We start from the raw sequence: 21,661 nt of genomic DNA, 5'->3' as shown, positions 1-21,661 counted from the left end.
ACAACAATCTAATCTAATTCGTGGTGATTATCCGCTGGCGCTTATTTATCAGTTTTGATGTAATCACTTTGATTGTTGCCGTTTTTTATTCAGTAAGCCATTTTAATAGGCAGTGATCTTCGATCGATTGGCGGTTTTTTGGCTTAGTTGAGATTTTTTGTCCTTTTTGCGGTGTATATTTTGTTTCGAAGTTAAATATATACTTTATCTTTACGTCATACCTCCGTGATGTTATTTGACTCTCATATTAAGGCAATATAAATGATGCAGTGCAGCATTGCCTATGGTTATCGAGTGGAGTTATGCGCATGGATGGGGCGACACACGCATCAGATCGCAGGGCCGGCATCGGCAAGGCGGCGATATCGGCTAACAGCGGCATTCATCTGAACAGCCGCATCGTCATCGACGACGAATTCCTTTCCTGCCGGTCGAGCGTACGGCGTTTCCGGCGCGGCGAGATCATCGCCGGGGCCGGCGTCCTCGTCGATACGTTCGCGCGCGTCCATTCAGGGGTGGTCAGCGCCAGCACGATGCTGCCCGACGGCCGGGAATTCATCGTCGAAATCATTCCGAAATCCGGCCTCATCGGCGAGCTCGAGGTTCTGCGCAGGCAGACGTTGAGCCTCGAATACCGCGCCGGTTCCGCCTGCGAACTGCATTTCTTCGAAGGCCGGCTGCTGCGCGACATGTACGCCAGCGATCCCTGCTTTCGCGAAAAGGTCTTCTCCAGGGCGCTGGCGCGTATTTCAGAGCTCGAACTCCGGATCATTGCGAATGCGGCGTCGAGCCTGCAATCGAGGCTGGCCAGCACGCTGCTGCGGCTCTCCACTGTTTATGGAAAAGATGCGGCAAACAGCGGCGACGAACTGATCATCTCGCAAAATGATCTGGCCGCGACGCTGCCGGCGTCCCGCGAGAAGGTCAATCAATGCCTGCGGCGCCTGCGGGAAGGCAAGATCATCGACGGGGGCCAGGGCAAGATCCGCATCCTCAACCGCAAGGCGCTGGAGGCCTGTGCCAACGGCGCAGTTTCGGTGAAGTGATGCGCCCGTCGCTTCCCGAGGTCCTCCGATCCGCCGCAAACGTCGGCCGGTTTCCCGGCCCCGGCACGACGAAGATCGATCGCGTGGTCATCATCGACGATTATTCGGTGGCCAGAGGCGGTGCGACGGCGCTGGCGGTGCTGTCCGCCAAGCTTTTTCGGGGCCTCGACATCCCTGTGACCTATATTTGCGGGGATGACGCCGCCAATGCGGAGCTCCTCGCACTTGGGGTCTCGATGGTCGGGCTGAACAGCCGCGATCTGCTCAGTGCCGAGCGTGCGAAGGCTTTCGTGACCGGCATTCACAATGGCGCCGCCGTCCGCATGGTCGCGAACTGGATTGCCGCAAACGACACCGCCAACACCGTCTACCATGTGCATGGCTGGCACCAGATCCTGTCTCCGGCGATTTTCAGGGCATTGATGCCGGTCGCCAGACGATGTGTGGTGCACGCGCATGATTTCTTCACGGCCTGCCCCAACGGCGCCTTCTTCGACTATCAGGCGCAGGAAGTCTGCCTTCGACGCCCGCTCGGCGGAAGCTGCATTGCGACGGCCTGCGACAAGAGAAGTTATTCGCACAAATTGTGGCGGGTTGCCCGCGGCTCCAATATCCTCCGGCGGCTGAAGGATCAGGCCGATTTCGGCCGGATCATCCTGCTGCACGAGAAGATGGCAAGCTTCCTCGTCGGCGCCGGATATCGGCCCGAACGACTGACGACAATCCGCAATCCCGTCGCTCCGCTCTCCATCAAACGCATCGAGGCGGAGGCCAATGACGAGTTCGTCTTTATCGGGCGGCTCGATGAGGAGAAGGGCATAGAGGATGCCTTGGCCGCCACCCGCAAAGCGGGCGTCAGGCTCTGCGTGATCGGGGACGGGCCGCTGATGTCGATGGTTGCGGCTTCGGGGGATCACGTCAGGGCCGTCGGCTGGCAGTCGCATGCGGAGATCGGCCCGACCATCCGCAAGGCGCGTGCACTGTTGATGCCGTCTCGCTATCCCGAGCCATTCGGCCTCGTCGCTATCGAAGCGGCCAGGAGCGGTCTGCCGGTCATCATGTCGCGCAGCGCCTTTCTTGCCGAAGAAATGCAAAGAGCCGGCATGGCGATCGCCTGCGATACGGCTGACGAAAGCGCCTTTGCCGATACTTTGACGCGATTTAGCCAAATGCCGAGGCACGAGGTCCGCGCCATGAGCGAGCGGGCTTTCCGGCTGTCGCCGGATCTTGCGTCGACACACGAGGAATGGCGCGACGCGCTTCTTTCCGAATACCACAGCCTGATTTCGACGAATGCGGTTCCCGAGCTGACAGACGGTGTGGCGATACAAGGAGTATTGAGTTGACCCTTAAGGCAACAACCTCTCTTCCCGACGCGAGGGCATTTCTCGGCGATGCGCCTGTCATGGCGAAAAGACGTGTCACTGAGGCCGGAAGCGCGAGCGATACCAAGCAGCTTCGTGTCGCCATCGTCCATTATTGGCTCGTTTCGATGCGTGGTGGCGAGAAGGTCGTCGAAGAGCTGTGCCGCATGTTTCCGCAGGCCGACATCTTCACCCTCGTCTGCAACCGGGATCGCATCAGCGATTTTCTGAAGACGCGGAACATCCGCACATCCTTCCTGCAGAAGATCCCCGGTGCAAAGCGGCATTATACCAAGATGTTGCCGCTGATGCCCTTCGCGCTCGAGCAGTTCGATCTACAGGATTACGATCTCGTGCTGTCGAGCGAATCCGGACCCGCCAAGGGCATCATCACGCGCGCCGATGCCCTGCATGTCTGCTACTGCCATTCGCCGATGCGCTACATCTGGGATCAGTTCCATGTCTACCGCCATGGCCTGCCCTGGGTGGGTCGCGCAATGATGTCGATCACCGCACCCATGCTGCGCGCCTGGGACGTGACGACCTCCTCGCGGGTCGACGTGTTCGTTGCCAATTCCGATTATGTCGCGAGCCGCATCCGCCGCTTCTACGACCGGGAATCGATCGTCATCCATCCGCCGGTTGCGACCGACGATTTTGCAGTGGGGAAGGGGAAGGGCGAGTTCTATCTCTATGCGGGACAGCTGACCACCTACAAGCGGCCGGATATCGCCGTTCGCGCCTGCACCGAGGCCGGCCGAAAGCTGGTCGTGATCGGCGAGGGAGAACAACTGGCCTATCTGAAGTCGATTGCCGGACCGACCGTTGAGTTTCTCGGCCATCAGCCCTTCAACGTTCTGCGCGACCATCTGTCGCGATGCCGCGCCCTCTTGTTTCCGGGCACGGAGGATTTCGGCATCCTGCCGGTGGAAGCCATGGCATCAGGGCGGCCGGTCCTGGCTTTCGACGCCGGCGGCGCCAGGGAAACCGTTTGCTCGCCGCAGGTCGGATTTCGCTTCGCTGAGCAGACCACGGAAGCTCTGTTGGAAACGATGGCGGCGTTCGAAGAGGTGGAGGACGATATCGATCCGCATGCCATCCGCGCGCACTCGCTGAAATTCTCTTCCGCCGTGTTCCGCGACCGTCTGTCCAGCCTGATCGAGCAGAAACTGACCGACCATGGCGACCGATCCGCCGAGGTCTTCAGAAGACGGGTAAGCTGAGAACAGGGAAAGGAACTGCCTGTCTTGCTGCTGCGGCCGAAACCGTCTCAATCCGGCGACGAGGAATAAAAACAGATCATGTCAAGCGTATCTCAGAGGACGGCGACGGCGAGTATCTGGACCATCAGCGGGAAGTTCTTGGCGCGATTGCTCGATTTCGTCAGCCTCCTCATCCTCGCAAGGCTTTTGAGCCCGGAGGATTTCGGCCTTGTCGCCATCGCGACCTCTGTTCTGGTCATCGTCGAGACAATCCTGGACCTGCCGCTGACGCAGGCCCTGATGCGCCAGCCGTCACCTTCGGACGATATGTTTGCCACCGCCCTTACCCTCAGCCTGCTTCGAGGTGTGGCCATCAGCATGCTGATGATGGTCATCTCCTGGCCGATGGCTCTGATTTATGACGATCCCCGGCTTTTCTCTCTTGTCGCCGTGCTCTCGATTGCGCCTGCCATGCGCAGCGTGATCAGCCCGCGCATGGTCCTCTTCATGCAGCGGTTCGATTTCAAACGCGAATTCGCACTCGATCTCATTACCAAGGGGTCGACACTGCTGTTTGGTGTCGGGGTGGCGGTCGCGACCGGCAGCTATTGGGGACTGGCGATCGGCGCGGTTGCAGGCCCGACCGCTGCGGCGATCACCTCCTATGTCTTTGCGCCGATGCGACCGAGGTTCAGCCTTTCCGAGTGGAAGCACTTTCAGGACATGATCAGCTGGAACACCGTCTCGCAGGTGCTGAGTTCGATCAACTGGCAACTGGACCGGCTGCTTTTGCCGCGATTCACGGGCTTGTCGACTTTCGGCGCCTTCAGCGTCGCCGACAATATCGCCGCTATTCCATACCAGACCTTCGTCGGGCCATTGTTGCGTCCGCTGATGGCGGCATTCTCGACCGTCGATGACCGTCGTAATCTGATCGCTGCCTATCTGAAGGCGACGAATGCGATCACCTTCGTGGCAGCGCCCATCCTCATCGCGCTCGCCTTGCTTGCCGAGCCGGCCGTGCGGATCATCGTCGGCGAGAAATGGGCATCCGCCGCGCCGATTCTGCAGTGGTTGTGCATCGGCAGTCTGCTCGGTCTTCCGACGAACATGATGCCGCCATTGGCTATGGTGCTCAACAAAACCCGTTATCTCGCTCTCCGGATGTTTGCCGAGTTCGCCGTCAGAGTTCCGGTCACCATCCTGGGCATTGTCTACTTTCAGGTGGCAGGAGCACTGGGCGCGCGGATCGTGGCGGTGCTTGTCGCCTATGCCGCATCGCTGATCATTACGCGGCGGCTGATCGGTGCGACGCTCGCCGCCCAGTTGCACGCCTTTTTAAGGCCTTTGGCCGCGAGCGTGCCGATGATCGCTTTCCTGCTGTGGATGGAGCCGATGCTCGCCGCCATGCCTGTCGGCCTCAACCTGGTCGTCAGCCTGGCGCTTAGCGGCGGGGCGGCAGTGGCGATCTTCTGGGCCTTCGCGCTACTCGTGTGGCAGGTTGTCGGAAGGCCCGACGGCATCGAGACCATCGTCGTCCACAGGCTCATGCCGCGACGAAACAGGGTTCTCACTTCATGATCGAGACAAGTGCAGTCCAACGATGTTTGGCGTTTTCGGAGGAACAGAATGCGTTACGGAATATCTTCTAAGGCTCTGGGTCTGCTTATCGTTCTTGGTCTGGGCGCGTTGCCCGGCCAACCCAGCGTGGCTCAGGAACCACTTAATATCGATGCGTACCAGCTGACGTTCGAAGAGAGTTTCGACAGTCTCGACGTCTCGGCCTGGGGAGAGAAAACCTCCCGCTGGATCGCCCACACACCCTGGAACGGCGATTTCGGTGACGCCCGTTTCACAGATCCGGCCCCCGGCTTTCCGTTTACCACCGATCAGGGAATTCTGAAGATCGAAGCGCGCAAGGAGGCCGATGGAACCTGGCGCTCAGGCCTGCTGTCGTCGGTGAACCCGAAAGGCGAAGGGTTCTCGCAGCAGTTCGGCTATTTCGAAGCAAGGATGAAGCTGCCGCCTGGCAAGGGCGTTTGGCCGGCATTCTGGCTGATCGGGCTCGACCGGTCGAAATACACCGCCGAGATCGACGTCCTGGAATATTATGGACGCGCGCCCTACGAATTCAGCATGGGCTTTCATATCTGGCGTCAGAGCCAGGGCGGTCAGAACAGCACCGGCGGCTATTGGCAAAAGGTCCAGGACGGAATTTTGAACAGCGACTATCACACCTACGGCGTCGATATCCAAGCTGACAAGACGAGCTTCTACTTCGACCGTAAGTTCATCTGGAGCTTCGATACGCCGAAGGAATTCCACATGCCGTTCTATCCGCTGGTGAACCTGGCACTCGGCTCGGGTTGGCCGATCGATGAAACGCCGAATCCTTCCATTCTGCTCGTCGACTATATTCACGTCTACCAGCGCAAGCCCACCGACGCGGCAAATTGAATAACTGACTGGGATAGCCGTTCCATCGCTAAAGCGCGTCGCGATCTTTCAGATTCGCTCCTCGCGCTTTAGGTCCTTGTTTTTACGCATGTCGTTGTCGCAAAACCCCTGCACAGTTTTCCCGCGACATGCTCTAGAGCATGATGCCGAAAAGTGTGAGCGGTTTTCGGACGACATCATGCTCTAACTATATAATGTAGAACAGGATTCAGATTTTAGGCCGATCCGGCCTAAAATCATCCTGTTCTAGCGGCCGCAGCTGAGACCGGTTTCCGGGTCGAAGAGATGCATTGCTTCCTCGTCGAAAAAGAGGGTGAGCTTTTCGTTGTCGCGGATCGGTGTGCGTGGCGGCAGGCAGGCCATCAGGCGCTGATTTTCGGCAAGGGCGGTGACGACGAGTTCCGGGCCGGTCAGCTCTGCGACCTCAAGGCATGCCTCGATCGACGGGCCGGCACCGTCCGTGCGAAGCGCCTCGGGACGGATCCCGAGGATAAGGTCGCGGCCATCGCCGGCCGTCTGGCGGAAGCGAGCGGGCAGGGGCAGGATCGCATTGGAGCCGGAAAGCGCTAGGCCACCGCCGCGCACCGTCGCCTTCAGCAGGTTCATCGGCGGCGCGCCGACGAAGGTCGCGACATAGAGCGTTGCCGGATGGTTGTAGATCTCCTCCGGCGTGCCCAGCTGCTCGATGCGGCCGTCGCGCATGACGGCGATGCGGCTCGCCAGCGTCATCGCCTCGATCTGGTCATGGGTGACGTAGACGACCGTGGTCTTCAGCATCTGATGCAGCCGCTTGATCTCGGTGCGCATCTCCATGCGCAGCTTGGCGTCAAGGTTGGAGAGCGGTTCGTCGAAGAGGAACACCTCAGGCTTACGCACCAGCGCTCGGCCGATCGCGACCCGCTGGCGCTGACCGCCGGAAAGCTGGCTCGGCTTGCGGTCGAGGAGGTTTTCGATCTGCAGGAGCTTGGCGGCATCGCGCACGGCCTTCTCGCGCTCGGGTGCTGCCACCTTGCGCATTTCCAGGCCGAAGCCGATGTTCCGGTGCACCGTCAGATTGGGATAGAGCGCATAGGATTGAAAGACCATGGCAATGTCGCGGTCCTTCGGATGCACGCCGAGCACCGAGCGGCCGCCGATCCTGACATCGCCGCTCGTCGCCTCGGCAAGGCCGGCGATGATGTTCAGCAGCGTGGACTTGCCGCAGCCGGAGGAGCCGAGCAGCACCAGGAACTCCCCGCTTTCCAACGAGACGTCGATGCCTTTCAGCGTCTCGACGTCGCCATAGGTCTTGCGGATGTTCTGAATTTCGAGCGCGCTCATCGCAAGGGCTCCTGAAGAGATGTCGGGCCGCCATAGTTGCGGGGAAGAGTGGAGATGGCGCGCGAGGCAACCTCGGTTCCCGCCATCAGGCAGGAAACCAGCGGCTCACTGCTTGCGAGCGCGGCGAGAAAGGCGGCGTTGAAGACATCGCCGGCGCCGATCGTATCGACGACTTCGACAACGGGTGCCGCCACCGAAACCAAGCTGCCGCCCGGCCCGATCGCGAGAGCGCCGTCCGGGCCGCGTTTGACGACGACGATCGCACCCGCCGGCATATGCGATTTGATGTGACGCGCGGCCTCGATCGGATCGGCGATGCCGGCAAGCGTCGTTGATTCGACCTCGTTCAGCAGCGCGACACCGCTGCGGGAGAGCCAGGCGCGTGTCGCTGCGCAATTCTCGTCCGTCCAGCCGTCGAGCGGCCAGCCGGTGTCGAGCGCAACGGTGATGCCATGGCTGTCGGCCCAGTCGAAGAACTTGCCGTATTCTCCTGTCAGATCGTCGGTCAGGAACGAGCCGCAGAGAAGCGCGCAGCCGCCCTGCAGTCTTGCGCCCTCGATGACGGTGAAGACGTCTGTCAGGCTGAAACGCGGCAGGTGGCCCTTGGTCGTGAAGAAGGTGCGCTCGCCGTCCGGATGGGTGATGCCGACGGAGAGCGTCGTTTTCTCAGGACGTACGGGCCACTTGTCGGAACGGTGGCCGAAGGCTTCGCTCAGCCAGCGGCCGAACTGATCACTGCCGATATTGGCGGCGATCTCGAATTCGACGCCGAGCGCTTGCCAGGCGAGGGCGCTGTTGCCGGCGGCTCCGCCGACGCGCAACTCGTCATGGTCAACGATGATCTCCGTCCCGGCCTTCGGCCAGGGGGCGGCCGGGCCAAGGATCAGGTCGACATTGACGTTGCCGATCACTGCAAGCGGCCGCATTCATTCGCTCCGGGTGATTTTGGTGGATCGAACCGGCGTTCCGGCATTCTCCACGCGGGCATCGGCAAAGGCGATCATCAGCCGCTGGGCGACCGGCAGCATGGCGAAAATCGCGGCAAGACCGGTGGCCGGGGCAAAGCGGATCGTCACCGCGCCGGCGACGGGCGCTTGCCCGGATGCGTCGAACAGGATGACCGGAGCGCCGGTCTCGACGGCGGATGTCGCCATCGCCGTCACCAGGCCAGCCGTCTCGTCCAAGCCGCGGAACAGCACGACGCCGACCTCCGGCCCCAGCATCTCCATCGGTCCGTGGCGCAGCTGGCCGCCTTCGAGTGAGAAGCAGGGACGGCGCGATAGCTCGGTCAATCCAAGCGCAAGCGCCTCGGCGATGCCCTGCAGCCGGCGGCCCGACGTGACAATGGTCGCGACGTTTTCGAGCGCCGAGAGGGCTGCGGCGATGTCATGATCTTCCGGCGCCCTGAGGGCGGCAAGGGCGGCGTTGGGATCTTCGCCGAGGGCGGATAGGATTGCCAGATGCAGGGCGAAAGTCAACGTTAGGCTGCGGGTTGCGGCGAAGGCGAGCTCGGTGCCGCCGCTGCCCACCAGCGATGGGGCGGTTCTTGCGAGGAAGGAATTGCTTTCGAGTGTCAGGCCGAAAGTCTCCTCCGTGCCGCCGGTCTCGTTGAACCAGCGCACGACTTCGGCGCTTTCGCCGGATTGCGAGGTGACGAAGGTCGTCCTGCCGGCGATCGGCAGCGGCTGGCCGAGCTGTTCGGACAGCGGCAAGGCGACGGCATCGACGCCGAGGCTCCGATAGAGCGGCTCGACGGCGCGGTTGACGGCATGCGAGCCTCCCATCCCGATGAGCAGCAGCCTGCCGGTCTTCTTCAGCGAGGCGGCGGCCCTGACGGCCATCAGCTTGGCCGCTTCATAGGAGGCGATCGCATCGGCATGCTGGCGCGCCATTTCGCGATCGATCGCGGCAAGTCCGGCCGGCCGGGGTCTTTCTGATGTCATGTTCATCCCTTGACGCCGCCGCTGGTGAGCCCCGAAATCAGGGCGCGTTGCATGAGAAGACCGATCAGCACCGGGGGCAGGGCGGCGAGCACGCCTGCCGTGGCGATCAGTCCGTAATCGGAAACGCGGCCGCCGGCGAGATCGGCAATGGCGACGGTCAGCGTCTTTGCGCGCTGGTCCGAGGTGAAGAGCAGCGCATAGAAGAATTCATCCCAGGCAAGCAGGAAGGCAAAGAGGCTTGACGTCGCGACGACGGGGGCGGCCAGCGGCAGCGTGATGATCCTGAGCGTTTGGAACAGGCCGGCGCCGTCGATCATCGCGGCGGATTCGATCTCGCGCGGGATGGAATCAAAACCCGACTTCATCAGCCAGGTGGTGAAGGGCGCAAGGATGGTGAGATAGACGAGGGCGAGGCCGAAGACATTGTTCAGCATGCCGAGATGGGAAAGGCCCATGTAAAGCGGCACGGCGAGCGCCACCGGCGGCAGCATGTAGGTGGCGATCACCATCGACAGCGACCAGCCGACGGACGGCGTGCGCGACACTGCCCAGCCGGCCGGAATGGCGAGCGCAATGGCGGCGATCGTCGCCATGCCCGCCACCTCTATGCTGTTGCGCAGAGACGATGTGAAGGCGGCGCCTGCGCTGTTTTCGAGCGTCGAGAGCAGCACGCCGTAGCGTGAGAAATCCGCCGCCTGCGGCCACCAGCGCAGCGGCTTTGCCGCAAGGTCGGCGGCCGGCGAGATGCTCATGATGAATAGCCAGAGGATCGGCGCCAGGATGACGGCGGCAAGCAGCAGCGCGCAGAGGTGAATGAAGGCGGAAAAAAGTGGGCTCTGGCGTTCCATCAGGCTGCACTCCCCGCGGTCTTGCGCACCAGGGCGGCGTAGCCGGCAGCAAGCAGCGTCACCAGCAGCGTGACGATCAACGCCAGGGAGGCGCCGGAGCCTGCCCGTTGGAAAGAGAAGGCTTCCTGATAGACGAGGATCGACAGCGTGCGGGTGCTGTTGGCCGGGCCGCCGCGGGTCATGACCCAGATGATGTCGAAGACCTTGAAGGCTTCGATCGTGCGCAACACCAGGGCCACCATCAGCGGGCCGGCGAGATAAGGCAGGATGACGAAACGGAAGCGGGCGAAAGCGCCGGCGCCGTCGACCAGCGAGGCGGCGGTGATGTCGCGCGGCACGGCCTGGAGTGCAGCCAGCGCGATCAGCGCCACCAGCGGGAAATTCTTCCAGCAGTCGGCGACGATCAGGGCCGCCAGCGCCGTGCCCGGTTCGCCGAGCCAGGAGCGGTAGGCTTCTAACAGGCCGAGCTGCGTCAAGGCGGCATTCAGCGCGCCATATTCCGGATTGTAGATTAGCCGCCAGAGCGTGGCGTTGACGACGGTCGGCAGCGCCCAGGGCAGGATCATCAGGGCACGAAGCGCGGTCCGGCCGCGGAATTGCTGGTTCAGCAGCAGGGCGGCAAGCACGCCGATTACCATTTCGGCGGCGACCGAGACGATTGCGAACCATGCGGTGGTGACGAGCGTGCGCTGGAAATTCGAACCGGAGATCATCTTCACGTAGTTGTCGATGCCGACGAAGCTGCCTTCCGTGCCGACCAGCTTGGCGTCGGTGAAGGAGAGGCCGACGGTATCGATCAGAGGCCAGCCGATGACTGAAATCATGACCACGAGAAGCGGCAGCATCAAAAGCCACGCGCGCGTTGTCACCCAAGTGCTCGACATCGAGGCGACCCTTTATTCTTCATAGGTTCTGAAGACCGGGCGACGGCAGGCGCCGCCCGGGGTTTCATGCGTCGCTCAGAGGCCGCTATTGTCGGCTGCCGACTTCAGCGCGTCCTCTGGCGAGGACTGGCCAAGCAGCGCTTCCTGGATCGCCTGCTGCAGCGCGGTCGAAAGCTCCTGATATTTCGGCGTCGTCGGGCGCGGATACATGGCGGCAAGGCCGACCTTGGCAGCCGAGATCAGCTCTTCCTGGCCCTTGGTGACCGCTGGGTCCTCATAGGAGGACGCCCAGATCGGCAGGCTGAGCTTGGCATAGGCGTTCTGCGTCGCCTGCGAGGTCATGAAGGTGATGTATTTCCAGGCCTCATCGGGATGCTGGCTGGCCGAGGTGATGCCGAGACCCATCGAGCCGTTGACGGCAGAAACTTCGCTCTTGCCGGCAATACCCGGCGCCGGCACGACGCCGACCTTGCCCGCGACCTTGCTGTCCTTCGGATTGTTGGCCATGTTGTACATGTAGGTCCAGTTCAGCGCGAAGGCGGCATCGCCGTTTTCGAAGACCTTGCGGACGTCCTCTTCGAGGAATTCCTTGGAGTTCGGATTGGTGAGGCCCGAGGAATAGCTGGAAACCATGTATTTCAGCGCATCGAGGCCGCCGCCGGTCTGGAAGGCCGGCTTGCCGTCTTTGAGGAAATCGCCGCCATAGGCGCTGACGAGCGTGGTGTAGTCGCAGATCGCGGCTTCGGCCTGCGACCAGCTCCAGGCGATCGGCGTGGCGAGCAGGCCCTTGTCCTTGATCGTCTTTGCCTGCTCGGTCAGTTCGTCCCAGGTTTTCGGCGGCGCCTTGATGCCGGCCTTTTCGAGGATTTCCTTGTTGTAGAACAGGTATTTGGTGTCGAGGATCCAAGGCATGCCGAAATATTTGCCGTCATATTGCACGGTGGTCCAGGCACCCGGCAGCACGCCCTTCTTCATCTCGTCGGTGAGGCGCGAGGAGACGTCGACCAGCACTTTGTTGGTGGCGTATTCGGCCGGCCAGATGACGTCGAAGAGGACGACGTCATAACCGCCGCCGGAACCCTGCGCCAGCACCGTCTTGTCGTGCAGGCCTTCATAGGGAACGAATTCGAGATTGACCTTGATATCGGGGTTCGCCTTGGCGAAGGCGTCGGTCATGGCGCGCACATCGGCCTCGCTATAGGCGGCCTGCGCCATGAAAAGCGCGTTCAGCGTCGTTTCGGCGAAAGCGTGCGGCGCAAGGGATGCGCCGATCAAGGCCGCACCCAGAAGCGTCTTGTTAAAGGATTTCAGCATTGCAGCCTCCAGTTTTTGACATTTACGCATTGCCGAGGGCGGCCTTCCGCCATCGGTGTTCGAGAAGGCACGCGCGAAAACGTGCCGGTTCGTCATCTCGGAGCGTCGTCGGAGCCTTTGCTAGGCCCCTGCGTTCCCTGGAACTCTCCGGTTCCTTATTAAGTCAAGTGTCTTGACTTATTACTTCTTCAACATTCTATTAGAGTCAAGAGGGAATTGCACATGAATGACAGCCGCCCGATCCGGGCCAAGAGCGGCACCAATCACGAAGGCACCAGCGCGCATAACCGGCGCGTGATGATCGATGCCCTGAGGATCAACGGTGCGCTTTCACGCGCCGATCTGGCACGGGCGACGCGGCTGACCAAACAGACGGTGTCCAATATCATCGAGGAACTCGAGCGCGACGGTCTCGTCAGTTCGCAAGAGGCGGTGAGGAGGGGCAGGGGGCAGCCGTCGACACCCTATCGTCTCGTGCCCGAAGGCGCCTTTGCAATCGGCCTGCAGATCGACCGGCATGTGACGCGGGCGGTCGCCGTCGATCTCGTCGGCAGCGTTCTCGTGCGTGATGAGGCCGGCCTCCCGCCCGGAGGTCCGTCGAACGGGACGAAGGTCATCCTCGACCTCGTCGCCGGCATACGCTCAAAGCTTGCCGGGATCGTCCGGCAGTCGGAAAAGCGGCTGGTCGGCCTCGGGGCCGCCATGCCCGGGCCTTTCGGCGTCGCCGGCAGCGGCGATGATCCTTGGATGATGGAGGCCTGGCAGAAATTTCCGTTGTTGGAAACGCTGACCGCCGGCACCGGGCTCGATGTCGGCCTGCAGAACGATGCGGCGGCGGCAGCGACCGCCGAGCGTATGGTGGGAGCCGCCCACGGCATCGACCATGCCGTCTGCCTCTTCGTCGGTTATGGCATCGGCGCCGGCCTCATTCTGAATGGCGAGCTCTACCGTGGCACCAACGGCAATGCCGGCGAGATCGGCATGGCGCTGCTGTTTGCCGACGGCAAATCGACGCCGCTCGAACATCGCGCCTCGCTCGCCTCGCTCTATCAGCATCTGTCGGTCGATCCCGCCGATCCCGGCCTTTATGCACGGATCAACGACCTTGCCTTGAGGGGCGATCAAAGCATCGGCGCCTGGGTCGAAGCAGCGGCAGTGGACCTGCGCTGGAGCATCCATCTCCTTGAGACGCTGTTCGATCCGCAGACGGTGATCCTCTGCGGCAGCGCGCCGGAGGCGCTGGTGAACAGGTTGATTGCGGCAATCGGCCCGTTGCTGCCCTCGATCGCCGAACGGCGTGGCCGGACGCTACCGCGCCTGCAGCCCGGCATGTCCGATCCCTGGTCGGTGGCGCTCGGGGCTGCCGCCGGACCGATCAGCCGTGCATTCGATCCGCGTTTTGCGGCGATCCTGAAGGATTCCCTTCAATCCTGAGGCCTAAATCCTCAGGTTGCACACCAGTGCAACAGCAAAAATGTCAGTGGTTTTGCAAGTTTCGTTGCAGCGGTGCAGGCGAATAACAGCACTCCGTCGTAATATAAACAAATATTAAATATCCCATAAGAATCCATTGTTTCGAATATAGGTGTAATCTATTGGCGGCATGCTGAAGCAATCGTCGAAGTTTCTATAAATATTTCCCCGAGATTGGCGAATAACAACTGTATGAAGGTTTTATGACAACTGGGTTTCGATCATTTCATGCCATGTAAACTTCATTGGTAGACGCAATTTGAACCAGCTAATAGGGCGTGCGCTGAAAGTGCGCGTCCCTTTTACGTTCGAGGTTCTCATGCAAGCCAAGCTTCTCGGCGCCGTTGGCGCCCTTCTCGCTACAGCGTTTCTTGCTGGTCCCGCTGCCGCCGCCGATAAGACCAAGATTGACTTTTGGTTCGGCAATTCCGGTGACATCGCCAAGCGTGTCCAGGAGCAGTGCGATCGCTTCAACCAGTCGCAGGCCGACTACGAAGTGGTCTGCACCAGCCAGGGCAGCTACGACGCGTCCCTGCAGAACACCATCGCTGCCTTCCGCGCCGGCAAGCAGCCGACCATCGCCCAGGTCTCCGACGCCGGCACGCTCGATATCATGCTCTCCGGCGCCTACTACCCGGCCAACAAGCTGATGAGCGACATGGGCTACACCGTCGACTGGAAGGACTACTTCTCCGGTATCTCCGGCTACTACGCGACATCGAAGGGCGAGATGTACTCCTTCCCCTTCAACTCCTCGACCGCTCTTCTCTATTGGAACAAGGACGCCTTCGCCAAGATCGGCAAGGATCATGCTCCGGCGACCTGGAAGGAAGCAGGCGAGGACCTCAAGGCTCTGAAGGATGCAGGCTATGCTTGCCCGCTCGGCTTTGACATCTCCAACAACGAAGTCTGGCAGTACATCGAGCAGTTCGAAGCCGTAAACGGCGAAGCCATCGCCACGAAGAAGAACGGTTTTGAAGGTCTCGACGCCGAGCTGGTGTTCAACAAGAACCCGCTTCTCGTCAGCTACGTCAAGGACCTCAAGTCCTGGTACGACAACAAGCTTGCCGTCATCAAGAACAAGGCTGTCGGCCAGACCTTCGTCGAAGCCTTTGCCGCTGGCGATTGCCAGGTCATCCTGACCTCGGTCGGCGACCACGGCAACGTCGGCCGCACCGCCAAGCAAGGCATGAACTGGGACGTTGCCATGCTCCCGACCTACGGCGACGCAACCCGGCACAGCTCTTATGTCGGCGGCGCTTCGCTCTGGGTTCTGAAGGGTCATTCCGACGCTGAATACAAGGCTGCCGCTGCCTTCTTCAACTTCATCGCAAAGCCGGAAGAAGCTCTCACCTGGTCGACCGTTACCGGCTACATCCCGGTTCGTAACTCCGGCTTCGAATATCTGAAGAAGCAGGGCTTCTACGACAAGGCTCCTTATGCCGGCCGCGAACTCGCCATTCAGAGCCTGACCGCATCGGCTGCTGACGATGCGGCTCCGCACGGCATCCGCCTCGGTGGCCTGCTGCAGGTCCGCACCGAAATCGCCAATGGTCTCCAGGCAATCTTCGTCAACAATGCCGATGTCCAAGCTTCGCTCGACAGCGCTGCCGAACGCGGCAATACGCTGCTGCGTCGCTTCCAGCAGACCTACAAGAACGTTCAGCTCCCCTGATCGCTTGATATGAGCCGCACCCGGCCGGCATTTCGCGCGCCGGGTGCGTCTTTATCGTTCTTCAGTCGGTCGCGGATGCGAACTCGCCGCCCGCGCCTAACCAAACCAGGCCAAAAACGACCACCCATGGAAAAGCGCGTCACATTCTCCTCAACGACGATCGGGCTGCTCTTCGCATTTCCGATGCTGTTGCTGATCTTCGTCTTCTTCTATTGGCCGAGCGCGCAGGCGCTCTATTGGGCGTTCACGCTCGAGCAGCCATGGGGCGGCGGTAATGCCTGGGTCGGTTTCGACAATTTCAGACAGCTGCTCACCGATCCGATCTATTGGGACTCGATCACCCGCAGCATGATCTTCGGCTTCAGCTCGACTGCCATTGCCATGGGGCTGGCGCTGATCCTGGCGCTTCTGACGGATCGTGAACTGCGCGGCCACAAAGTCTACCGGTCAGTCTTCATCTGGCCCTACGCGATTGCTGCTCCCGCTCTCGGCCTCGCCTTCCGCTTCATCCTGGCGCCGGAGGCCGGCCTTCTGTCGGTCATCAACCACGTCTGGCCCGGCCTCTGGAACCCCGCACTCGACGGCAAGGACGCGATGATCGCGGTCATCGTCGCCTTCTCCTGGAAATATATCGGCTACAACTTCATCTTCTTCCTCTCGGCGCTGCAAGGCATTCCGCGCTCGCTGATCGAGGCCGCCGCGATGGATGGTTCGGGGCCGATGCGCCGGATCTGGGATATCCAGCTGCCCCTGCTGACGCCGACGCTGTTCTTCCTGCTCGTCATCAACATCACCGAGAGTTTCCAGGATTCCTTCGGTATCGTCGACGTCATGACGCAGGGCGGCCCGGCGCGCGCCACCGAGCTCATGGTCTACAAGATATACTTCGACGGCTTCAGAGGTCTCGACTATTCGGGCGCCGCAGCGCAGTCCATCATCCTGATGGTGCTCGTCGTCCTGCTCACCATCTTCCAGTTCCGCTTCATCGAGCGGCGCGTGCACTACAAGTGAGGTCGCGGACATGATCGAACGCACGCCGATATTTAACTTCATCTGTTATAGCCTTCTCGCGCTCGGCATGGTGATCGCGCTTCTGCCTTTCGCCATCGTCATCATCGCCTCGACGCTTGATCTGGAGACGGTCAATCGCGTGCCGCTGCCGCTGGTTCCAGGCTCGCATTTCTGGGAAAACGCGCAGACCGCCTGGGTTCGCGCCGATCTCGGCAACAAGCTGTTCCACAGCATCATCTTCGCCGCAACCGTCGGCGCCGGCAAGGTCATGCTGTCTTCCATGGCAGCCTTCTCGATCGTCTACTTCCGCTTCCGCGGCCGGTATGTGATTTTCTGGATCATCTTCATCACGTTGATGCTGCCGCTGGAAGTCCGCATCGTGCCGACCTATTCGATCGCGGCCAACGCGCTGCAGCCTTTCCAGACGATCCTCGACGTCACCGGCATAAGCTGGCTCGTCGCGCAGATCACCGGCGTCCAGATCAAGCTCGAATGGGGCCTGCTGAATTCCTACCCCGGTCTCGTTCTGCCGCTGGTCGCAACCGCGACCGGCACGTTCCTATACCGACAGTTCTACCTGACGGTTCCCGACGAGCTTGCCGAGGCGTCGAAGATGGACGGATCGGGCCCGGTCCGGTTCTTCTGGGATATTCTGCTGCCGCTCTCGCGGCCAAATATGATCGCGCTCTTCACCATCATGTTCGTCTGGGCCTGGAACCAGTATCTCTGGCCGCTGCTGATCACCACCGATCCGAATTTCGGCATCGCCGTGACGCAGCTCAAGACCCTCATCCCGTCCGAATTCGGCCTGCCCGACTGGAACGTCGCCATGGCCGGAACCCTGATCATCATGTCGCCGCCATTGATCCTCGTCATTTTGATGCAGCGCTGGTTCGTACGCGGCCTTATCTCCACCGAGAAGTGAAGGAGTACTCCCTTGGCACCGATCTCCATTCGTGGCGTGAAGAAAAACTACGGCAAGACCCCCGTCGTTCACGGCGTCGATCTCGACATCCAGTCGGGCGAGTTCATCGTCATCCTCGGCCCATCCGGATGCGGCAAGTCCACGCTGCTGCGCATGATCGCCGGCCTCGAGGAAATCACCGGCGGTGAAATCGCTATTGACGGCCGCGTCGTCAACCAGTTGGAGCCGCGCGAGCGCGGCTGTGCCATGGTCTTCCAGAACTATGCGCTTTATCCGCATATGAGTGTTGCCGAGAATATCGGCTATGCATTGAAGGTGGCCGGCGTTTCGAAGGCGGAGCGTCAGCGGCGCATCGGCGAGGTCGCCAAGGCGCTCAGCCTCGAACCCTTCCTCGAACGCCGGCCCGCCGCTCTTTCCGGCGGTCAGCGCCAGCGCGTCGCCATGGGCCGTGCGATGATCCGCGAACCGAAGGTGTTTCTTTTCGACGAGCCGCTGTCGAACCTCGACGCCAAGCTGCGCATCGCCATGCGCGCCGAAATCCGCCGCCTGCACCGCCGCCTCGGCGCCACTTCGATCTTCGTCACGCATGACCAGACCGAGGCGATGACGCTGGCCGACCGGCTGGTGGTGATGAACGGCGGCAGAGTGGAGCAGGTCGGCACGCCGGAAGAGGTCTATCATCATCCGGTCTCGCGCTTCGTCGCCGGCTTCGTCGGCACGCCGGCGATGAACCTGCTCGAGGGCACGATCAATGACGAGGGCGTCTTCGTCTACGATCAAAGCCGGAAGGTCGCGCTGCCGCGCGAGCGCGCTGCACCGCTCAAAGGCAAACGCGTCGTGCTCGGCATGCGCGCCGAAGCGGCCCGGCTGGTGGTCCCGGATGCGCCCGGCGCCCTCACCGCAACGGCCGATTTCATCGAAGAGCTCGGCGCAAGCCGCATCGTCCACGCCGATTTCGATGGGCTGCCCTTTGCCGTGGCGCTGACTGAGACCGTGAAGGTGAAGTCGGGCGATCCGATCGGCATCGCTATCGATTACGACCAGATCCACCTCTATGCCGCCGATACCGGCCGGATCATCGAGAACTCCGCGATGAGCGGTGCCGGCGCCGTCCACGCCTAAAGCGGTCTGCGACGATCCTTTGCGATGATCTTGGCAGAGCTTTCGGCGGCTGAGGGTGTCAACCGCTTGCTCGAAGGCGAATTGCTCTAACGATGGATCGGGTCGATCCACGCGACGTCTTCCGGCTTTTCGACCGGCTCGATGTCGAGATTGACGACGACCGGTTCCTGGCCTGAGCGGACGAGAACGCATTCCAGCGTCTCGTCCCGGCTGGCGTTGATCTCCTGATGCGGCACATAGGGCGGAACATAGATGAAGTCGCCTGGGCCGGCCTCGGCGGTATATTCCAGATGCTCGCCCCAGCGCATGCGGGCCTTGCCCTTGACCACGTAGATGATGCTTTCGAGGTCGCCGTGATGATGGGCGCCGGTCTTGGCGTTGGCACGGATCGTCACCGTGCCGGCCCAGATCTTTTCGGCGCCGGCGCGCGCATTGTTGATCGCGGTCGCGCGATTCATGCCCGGCGTCTGTGCGGTGTTCGGATCGAGCGCATTGCCGGGAATGACCTTGACGCCATGTTCCCGCCAGTCGACATGATGATGCTCGTGATCGTCGCTCATGCCTTGCCTCCAGCTTCGATTTGGTCAGTCTAGGCGTGAGGCCGGCAGTGGCCAAGCAGATTTGCCGCTGCGCAGCCACAATATCTCGGCGCCCCGACAGCTTCTGCGCAGCAACGAAAGAACGAACCCGATGAGCCACCTCCCGCAGATCGACTACGACACCGCTTCGGAAGAGGTTCGGGCGGCGCATGACGAGGAAGTCAGGCTGCGCGGGCGGATGACCAACATGAAGCGCACGCTGCTGCACTCGCCGGCCGCCCATCGCATCTATGCCGAGTGGTTCACGCTGCGCGCCGAACTCGATCCTGCGATCAACGAGCGGGCGATCTGGATTTTCTCGCATGCGATCTCGAAGGCAGCCAGATCGAAGATTGCCGTCACCTTCTTCCGCAGAGCGCTGATCAACAAGGGTTTCAATCCCGATACGCTGGAGCTTTCCGACGAGGAAGCGCTGCTCGACGCCTTCGGCAAGGCGATGGTCGCCGATTCCAACGCTGTTCCCGCCGAACTCTGGGCGAAGCTGAAACAGCGCTACGAGACCAAGGTGCTCGTCGATCTCGTCGCCTTCGCCGGCATCATGCTGGCCACCGCCGTCTTCAACAATGTCGTCGAGGTCGACTTCGACCCCGAGCTTGAAGCCTTTGCCGAAGGCGCCAGTTCATCCTAGCCGCCAAGCGAAGCAATCGCGGCCTTGACTGCGTCCGCGCCGGGCTTGGTCGGCCGGTATTCCAGACCGACGGCGCCGTCGTAACCGTTGGCGAAGACCCAGCCGAGGCGTCGGGCAAGGTCGATATCGCCGGAGCCCGGTTCGTTGCGGCCGGGGTGATCGGCGACATGGACGTGGATGATACGGTCGAGACGGTCGTTCAGCACCTCCTCGGTGCGCTCGTCCATCACGGCGGAATGGTAGATGTCGTAAACGATGCCGATCTCGGGGCGAGCGACGTCATCGATGATGTCGAGACCTTCGCGGGTCGAATCGAGGAAATAGCCGACATGGTCGATGCGGATGTTGAGCGGCTCGACGCCGAGGCGGACACCGCTGCCTTTGAGGATATCGGCGCCGGCTCTCAGCGTTTCGGTAAGCGCCCGGCGCTGTTCTTGGCGGGTCAAGCCCGGGAGATCGTCGCCCGCCTGGGCAATCAGCACCGGCGCGCCGAGACGCTTGGCGACAGCGACGGATTCGGCAAGGCCTTTCAGCCAGGCCTGCCGGTTGGCGGCGTCGGTCAGCGCGATCATCGGTTCGGCGACGAGACTGGTGACCGCAAGGCCGGTTTCCTTCAGCGCTGCCTCGATCGCATCCAGATCCTTGCCGGTCCAGCGCCAGAATTCGATCGCCGTCAGGCCGGCCGCATGGGCGCAGCGGATGCGATCGGGAAAGCTATCGCCCTCTTCGGCAAACAGCCACTCTATACAGGCTGAATAACGTCGCATGAAAACTCCTCCCATCTGTTGAGGCAGGCATGCGACAGATCGGTGCCTGCCGCAAGAGGTGTTCGGGCGCTTGACGCCCGGGGCTCATTGGCGGAACACTCAGCACATCAGGCCGGGATCTCCGGCCGTTTGGGAGGAAGACATGGATCTCGGATTGAAGGGAAGGACTGCGGTCATAACAGGTGCGTCGGTCGGCATCGGACTGGCGATCGCCGAGGGGCTGGCGGCTGAGGGCGCCGACCTCGTGCTGGCGGCACGCGGCGGCGAACGGCTCGAGGCGGAAGCCGTCCGTATCGCCGAGAAGTACGGCGTCAGCGCCGCCGCTGTCGCGGCCGATGTGGCGACAGTTGCGGGAACCGAGGCGATCATCGCGGCGGCGGCCGAAAAAGGTGGCGCCGATATCCTCATCAACAACGCCGGCACCGGATCGAACGAGACGGTGATGGAGGCGCCCGACGAGAAGTGGCAAGACTATTGGGACCTGCATGTGATGGCCGCCGTGCGGCTGGCGCGCGGCATCGCGCCGCAAATGAAGCAACGCGGCGGCGGGGTGATCCTGCACAATGCCTCGATCTGCGCCGTCCAGCCACTCTGGTACGAGCCGATCTACAATGTCAGCAAGTCGGCGCTGATGATGTTTTCGAAGACGCTTTCGACCGAGCTCATCAAGGACAATATCCGCGTCAACTGCGTCAATGCCGGCCTGATCCTGACGCCCGACTGGATCAAGACCGCCAAGCAATTGACGGCGGAAACCGGCGGCAACTGGGAAGGCTACCTGCAGAGCGTCGCCAACGAGCACGCCGCCTCCAAACGCTTCGGCACGCCGGAGGAGCTGGCAAACGTCTTCGTTTTCCTGAGTTCGGAGCGCGCGAGCTATTGCATCGGCTCGACCTATTTCGTCGATGGCGGCATGCTGAAGACGATCTGACCGAGACTGCAGGCAGAGCGCGCGGCGGCTGGTCTTTCTCGAGGCTGCCGGGCGTTTCTGTGGACGTTGCCGATACAAGCTATAAATAATAGCTATTTTGTTGTATGTTCACGCTTTTGACGCTATTTGCCTGCTATTGACAGGATAAATAC

Annotated in this window: 20 protein-coding genes; 12 read left to right on the top strand and 8 right to left on the bottom strand. The window is 61.6% G+C overall.

Features of this window, described 5'->3' with window-relative positions; genetic code table 11:
* Positions 1-308: 308 nt before the first annotated feature.
* The 5 genes from BA011_RS15205 to BA011_RS15185 all read left to right on the top strand — a co-directional run bounded on the left by BA011_RS15205 (position 309) and on the right by BA011_RS15185 (position 6,069).
* Positions 309-1,046, top strand: coding sequence for a Crp/Fnr family transcriptional regulator (locus BA011_RS15205; RefSeq protein WP_065281073.1), 738 nt, complete (start codon positions 309-311; stop codon positions 1,044-1,046).
* Positions 1,043-2,392, top strand: coding sequence for a glycosyltransferase family 4 protein (locus BA011_RS15200; protein ID WP_186806439.1), 1,350 nt, complete (start codon positions 1,043-1,045; stop codon positions 2,390-2,392). The genes BA011_RS15205 and BA011_RS15200 overlap by 4 nt, the downstream gene beginning before the upstream one ends.
* A complete protein-coding gene (locus tag BA011_RS15195; protein ID WP_065281071.1) occupies positions 2,389-3,633 on the top strand; it encodes a glycosyltransferase family 4 protein in 1,245 nt (414 codons plus the stop codon). Before BA011_RS15200 ends, BA011_RS15195 begins: the two co-directional genes overlap by 4 nt.
* A gap of 78 nt (positions 3,634-3,711) precedes the next feature.
* Positions 3,712-5,193, top strand: a complete 1,482-nt coding sequence (locus BA011_RS15190) for a lipopolysaccharide biosynthesis protein (protein WP_065281070.1) — start codon at positions 3,712-3,714, stop codon at positions 5,191-5,193.
* A 48-nt stretch (positions 5,194-5,241) separates the two neighbouring features.
* A complete protein-coding gene (locus tag BA011_RS15185) occupies positions 5,242-6,069 on the top strand; it encodes a glycoside hydrolase family 16 protein (RefSeq protein ID WP_020051409.1) in 828 nt (275 codons plus the stop codon).
* A 246-nt stretch (positions 6,070-6,315) separates the two neighbouring features.
* Here BA011_RS15185 and BA011_RS15180 read toward each other — a convergent pair whose 3' ends face one another.
* The 6 genes from BA011_RS15180 to BA011_RS15155 all read right to left on the bottom strand — a co-directional run bounded on the left by BA011_RS15180 (position 6,316) and on the right by BA011_RS15155 (position 12,378).
* Positions 6,316-7,389 (bottom strand): ABC transporter ATP-binding protein, encoded by a 1,074-nt coding sequence (locus BA011_RS15180; protein WP_065281069.1) that lies wholly within the window; start codon positions 7,387-7,389, stop codon positions 6,316-6,318.
* Positions 7,386-8,315, bottom strand: a complete 930-nt coding sequence (locus BA011_RS15175; RefSeq protein ID WP_065281068.1) for a PfkB family carbohydrate kinase — start codon at positions 8,313-8,315, stop codon at positions 7,386-7,388. Before BA011_RS15175 ends, BA011_RS15180 begins: the two co-directional genes overlap by 4 nt.
* Positions 8,316-9,338 (bottom strand): SIS domain-containing protein, encoded by a 1,023-nt coding sequence (locus BA011_RS15170; RefSeq protein ID WP_065281067.1) that lies wholly within the window; start codon positions 9,336-9,338, stop codon positions 8,316-8,318. It abuts the gene before it with no gap.
* Positions 9,335-10,180 (bottom strand): carbohydrate ABC transporter permease, encoded by an 846-nt coding sequence (locus tag BA011_RS15165; protein WP_065281066.1) that lies wholly within the window; start codon positions 10,178-10,180, stop codon positions 9,335-9,337. The genes BA011_RS15170 and BA011_RS15165 overlap by 4 nt, the downstream gene beginning before the upstream one ends.
* Positions 10,180-11,064, bottom strand: a complete 885-nt coding sequence (locus BA011_RS15160; protein ID WP_065281065.1) for a carbohydrate ABC transporter permease — start codon at positions 11,062-11,064, stop codon at positions 10,180-10,182. The genes BA011_RS15165 and BA011_RS15160 overlap by 1 nt, the downstream gene beginning before the upstream one ends.
* A gap of 75 nt (positions 11,065-11,139) precedes the next feature.
* Positions 11,140-12,378, bottom strand: a complete 1,239-nt coding sequence (locus BA011_RS15155; RefSeq protein WP_065281064.1) for an extracellular solute-binding protein — start codon at positions 12,376-12,378, stop codon at positions 11,140-11,142.
* 222 nt (positions 12,379-12,600) lie between these two features.
* Here BA011_RS15155 and BA011_RS15150 point away from each other — a divergent pair, with 222 nt between their 5' ends.
* The 5 genes from BA011_RS15150 (at position 12,601) to BA011_RS15130 (ending at position 18,584) form a co-directional block, all read left to right on the top strand.
* A complete protein-coding gene (locus tag BA011_RS15150; protein WP_065281063.1) occupies positions 12,601-13,812 on the top strand; it encodes an ROK family transcriptional regulator in 1,212 nt (403 codons plus the stop codon).
* A 358-nt stretch (positions 13,813-14,170) separates the two neighbouring features.
* Positions 14,171-15,526, top strand: a complete 1,356-nt coding sequence (locus tag BA011_RS15145) for an extracellular solute-binding protein (protein WP_065281062.1) — start codon at positions 14,171-14,173, stop codon at positions 15,524-15,526.
* Between the two features lie 126 nt (positions 15,527-15,652).
* A complete protein-coding gene (locus tag BA011_RS15140; RefSeq protein ID WP_018446921.1) occupies positions 15,653-16,537 on the top strand; it encodes a carbohydrate ABC transporter permease in 885 nt (294 codons plus the stop codon).
* 10 nt (positions 16,538-16,547) lie between these two features.
* Positions 16,548-17,462 (top strand): ABC transporter permease subunit, encoded by a 915-nt coding sequence (locus BA011_RS15135; protein ID WP_065281061.1) that lies wholly within the window; start codon positions 16,548-16,550, stop codon positions 17,460-17,462.
* 12 nt (positions 17,463-17,474) lie between these two features.
* Positions 17,475-18,584 carry a sn-glycerol-3-phosphate import ATP-binding protein UgpC gene (locus BA011_RS15130; protein WP_065281060.1) on the top strand — a complete coding sequence of 370 codons (1,110 nt, stop codon included), beginning with the start codon at positions 17,475-17,477 and terminating at the stop codon, positions 18,582-18,584.
* 86 nt (positions 18,585-18,670) lie between these two features.
* On the opposite strand, the gene BA011_RS15125 is transcribed toward BA011_RS15130, so the two are convergent.
* Positions 18,671-19,144: a cupin domain-containing protein gene (locus BA011_RS15125; protein ID WP_065281059.1), complete on the bottom strand. Its 474-nt coding sequence runs from the start codon at positions 19,142-19,144 to the stop codon at positions 18,671-18,673.
* A 130-nt stretch (positions 19,145-19,274) separates the two neighbouring features.
* Between BA011_RS15125 and BA011_RS15120 the strand changes: the two genes are divergently transcribed.
* A complete protein-coding gene (locus BA011_RS15120; RefSeq protein ID WP_065282552.1) occupies positions 19,275-19,811 on the top strand; it encodes a hypothetical protein in 537 nt (178 codons plus the stop codon).
* On the opposite strand, the gene BA011_RS15115 is transcribed toward BA011_RS15120, so the two are convergent.
* Positions 19,808-20,578, bottom strand: a complete 771-nt coding sequence (locus tag BA011_RS15115; RefSeq protein ID WP_065281058.1) for a TIM barrel protein — start codon at positions 20,576-20,578, stop codon at positions 19,808-19,810. The two genes, BA011_RS15120 and BA011_RS15115, sit on opposite strands and share 4 nt — an antisense overlap.
* 142 nt (positions 20,579-20,720) lie before the next feature.
* On the opposite strand from BA011_RS15115, the gene BA011_RS15110 reads away from it, so the two are divergent.
* Positions 20,721-21,509 (top strand): SDR family NAD(P)-dependent oxidoreductase, encoded by a 789-nt coding sequence (locus BA011_RS15110; RefSeq protein WP_065281057.1) that lies wholly within the window; start codon positions 20,721-20,723, stop codon positions 21,507-21,509.
* Positions 21,510-21,661: the final 152 nt, after the last annotated feature.

The sequence above is a fragment of the Rhizobium leguminosarum genome, assembly GCF_001679785.1.
Classification (GTDB): domain Bacteria; phylum Pseudomonadota; class Alphaproteobacteria; order Rhizobiales; family Rhizobiaceae; genus Rhizobium; species Rhizobium leguminosarum_R.
This window is presented reverse-complemented; position numbering and strand designations above follow the sequence as displayed.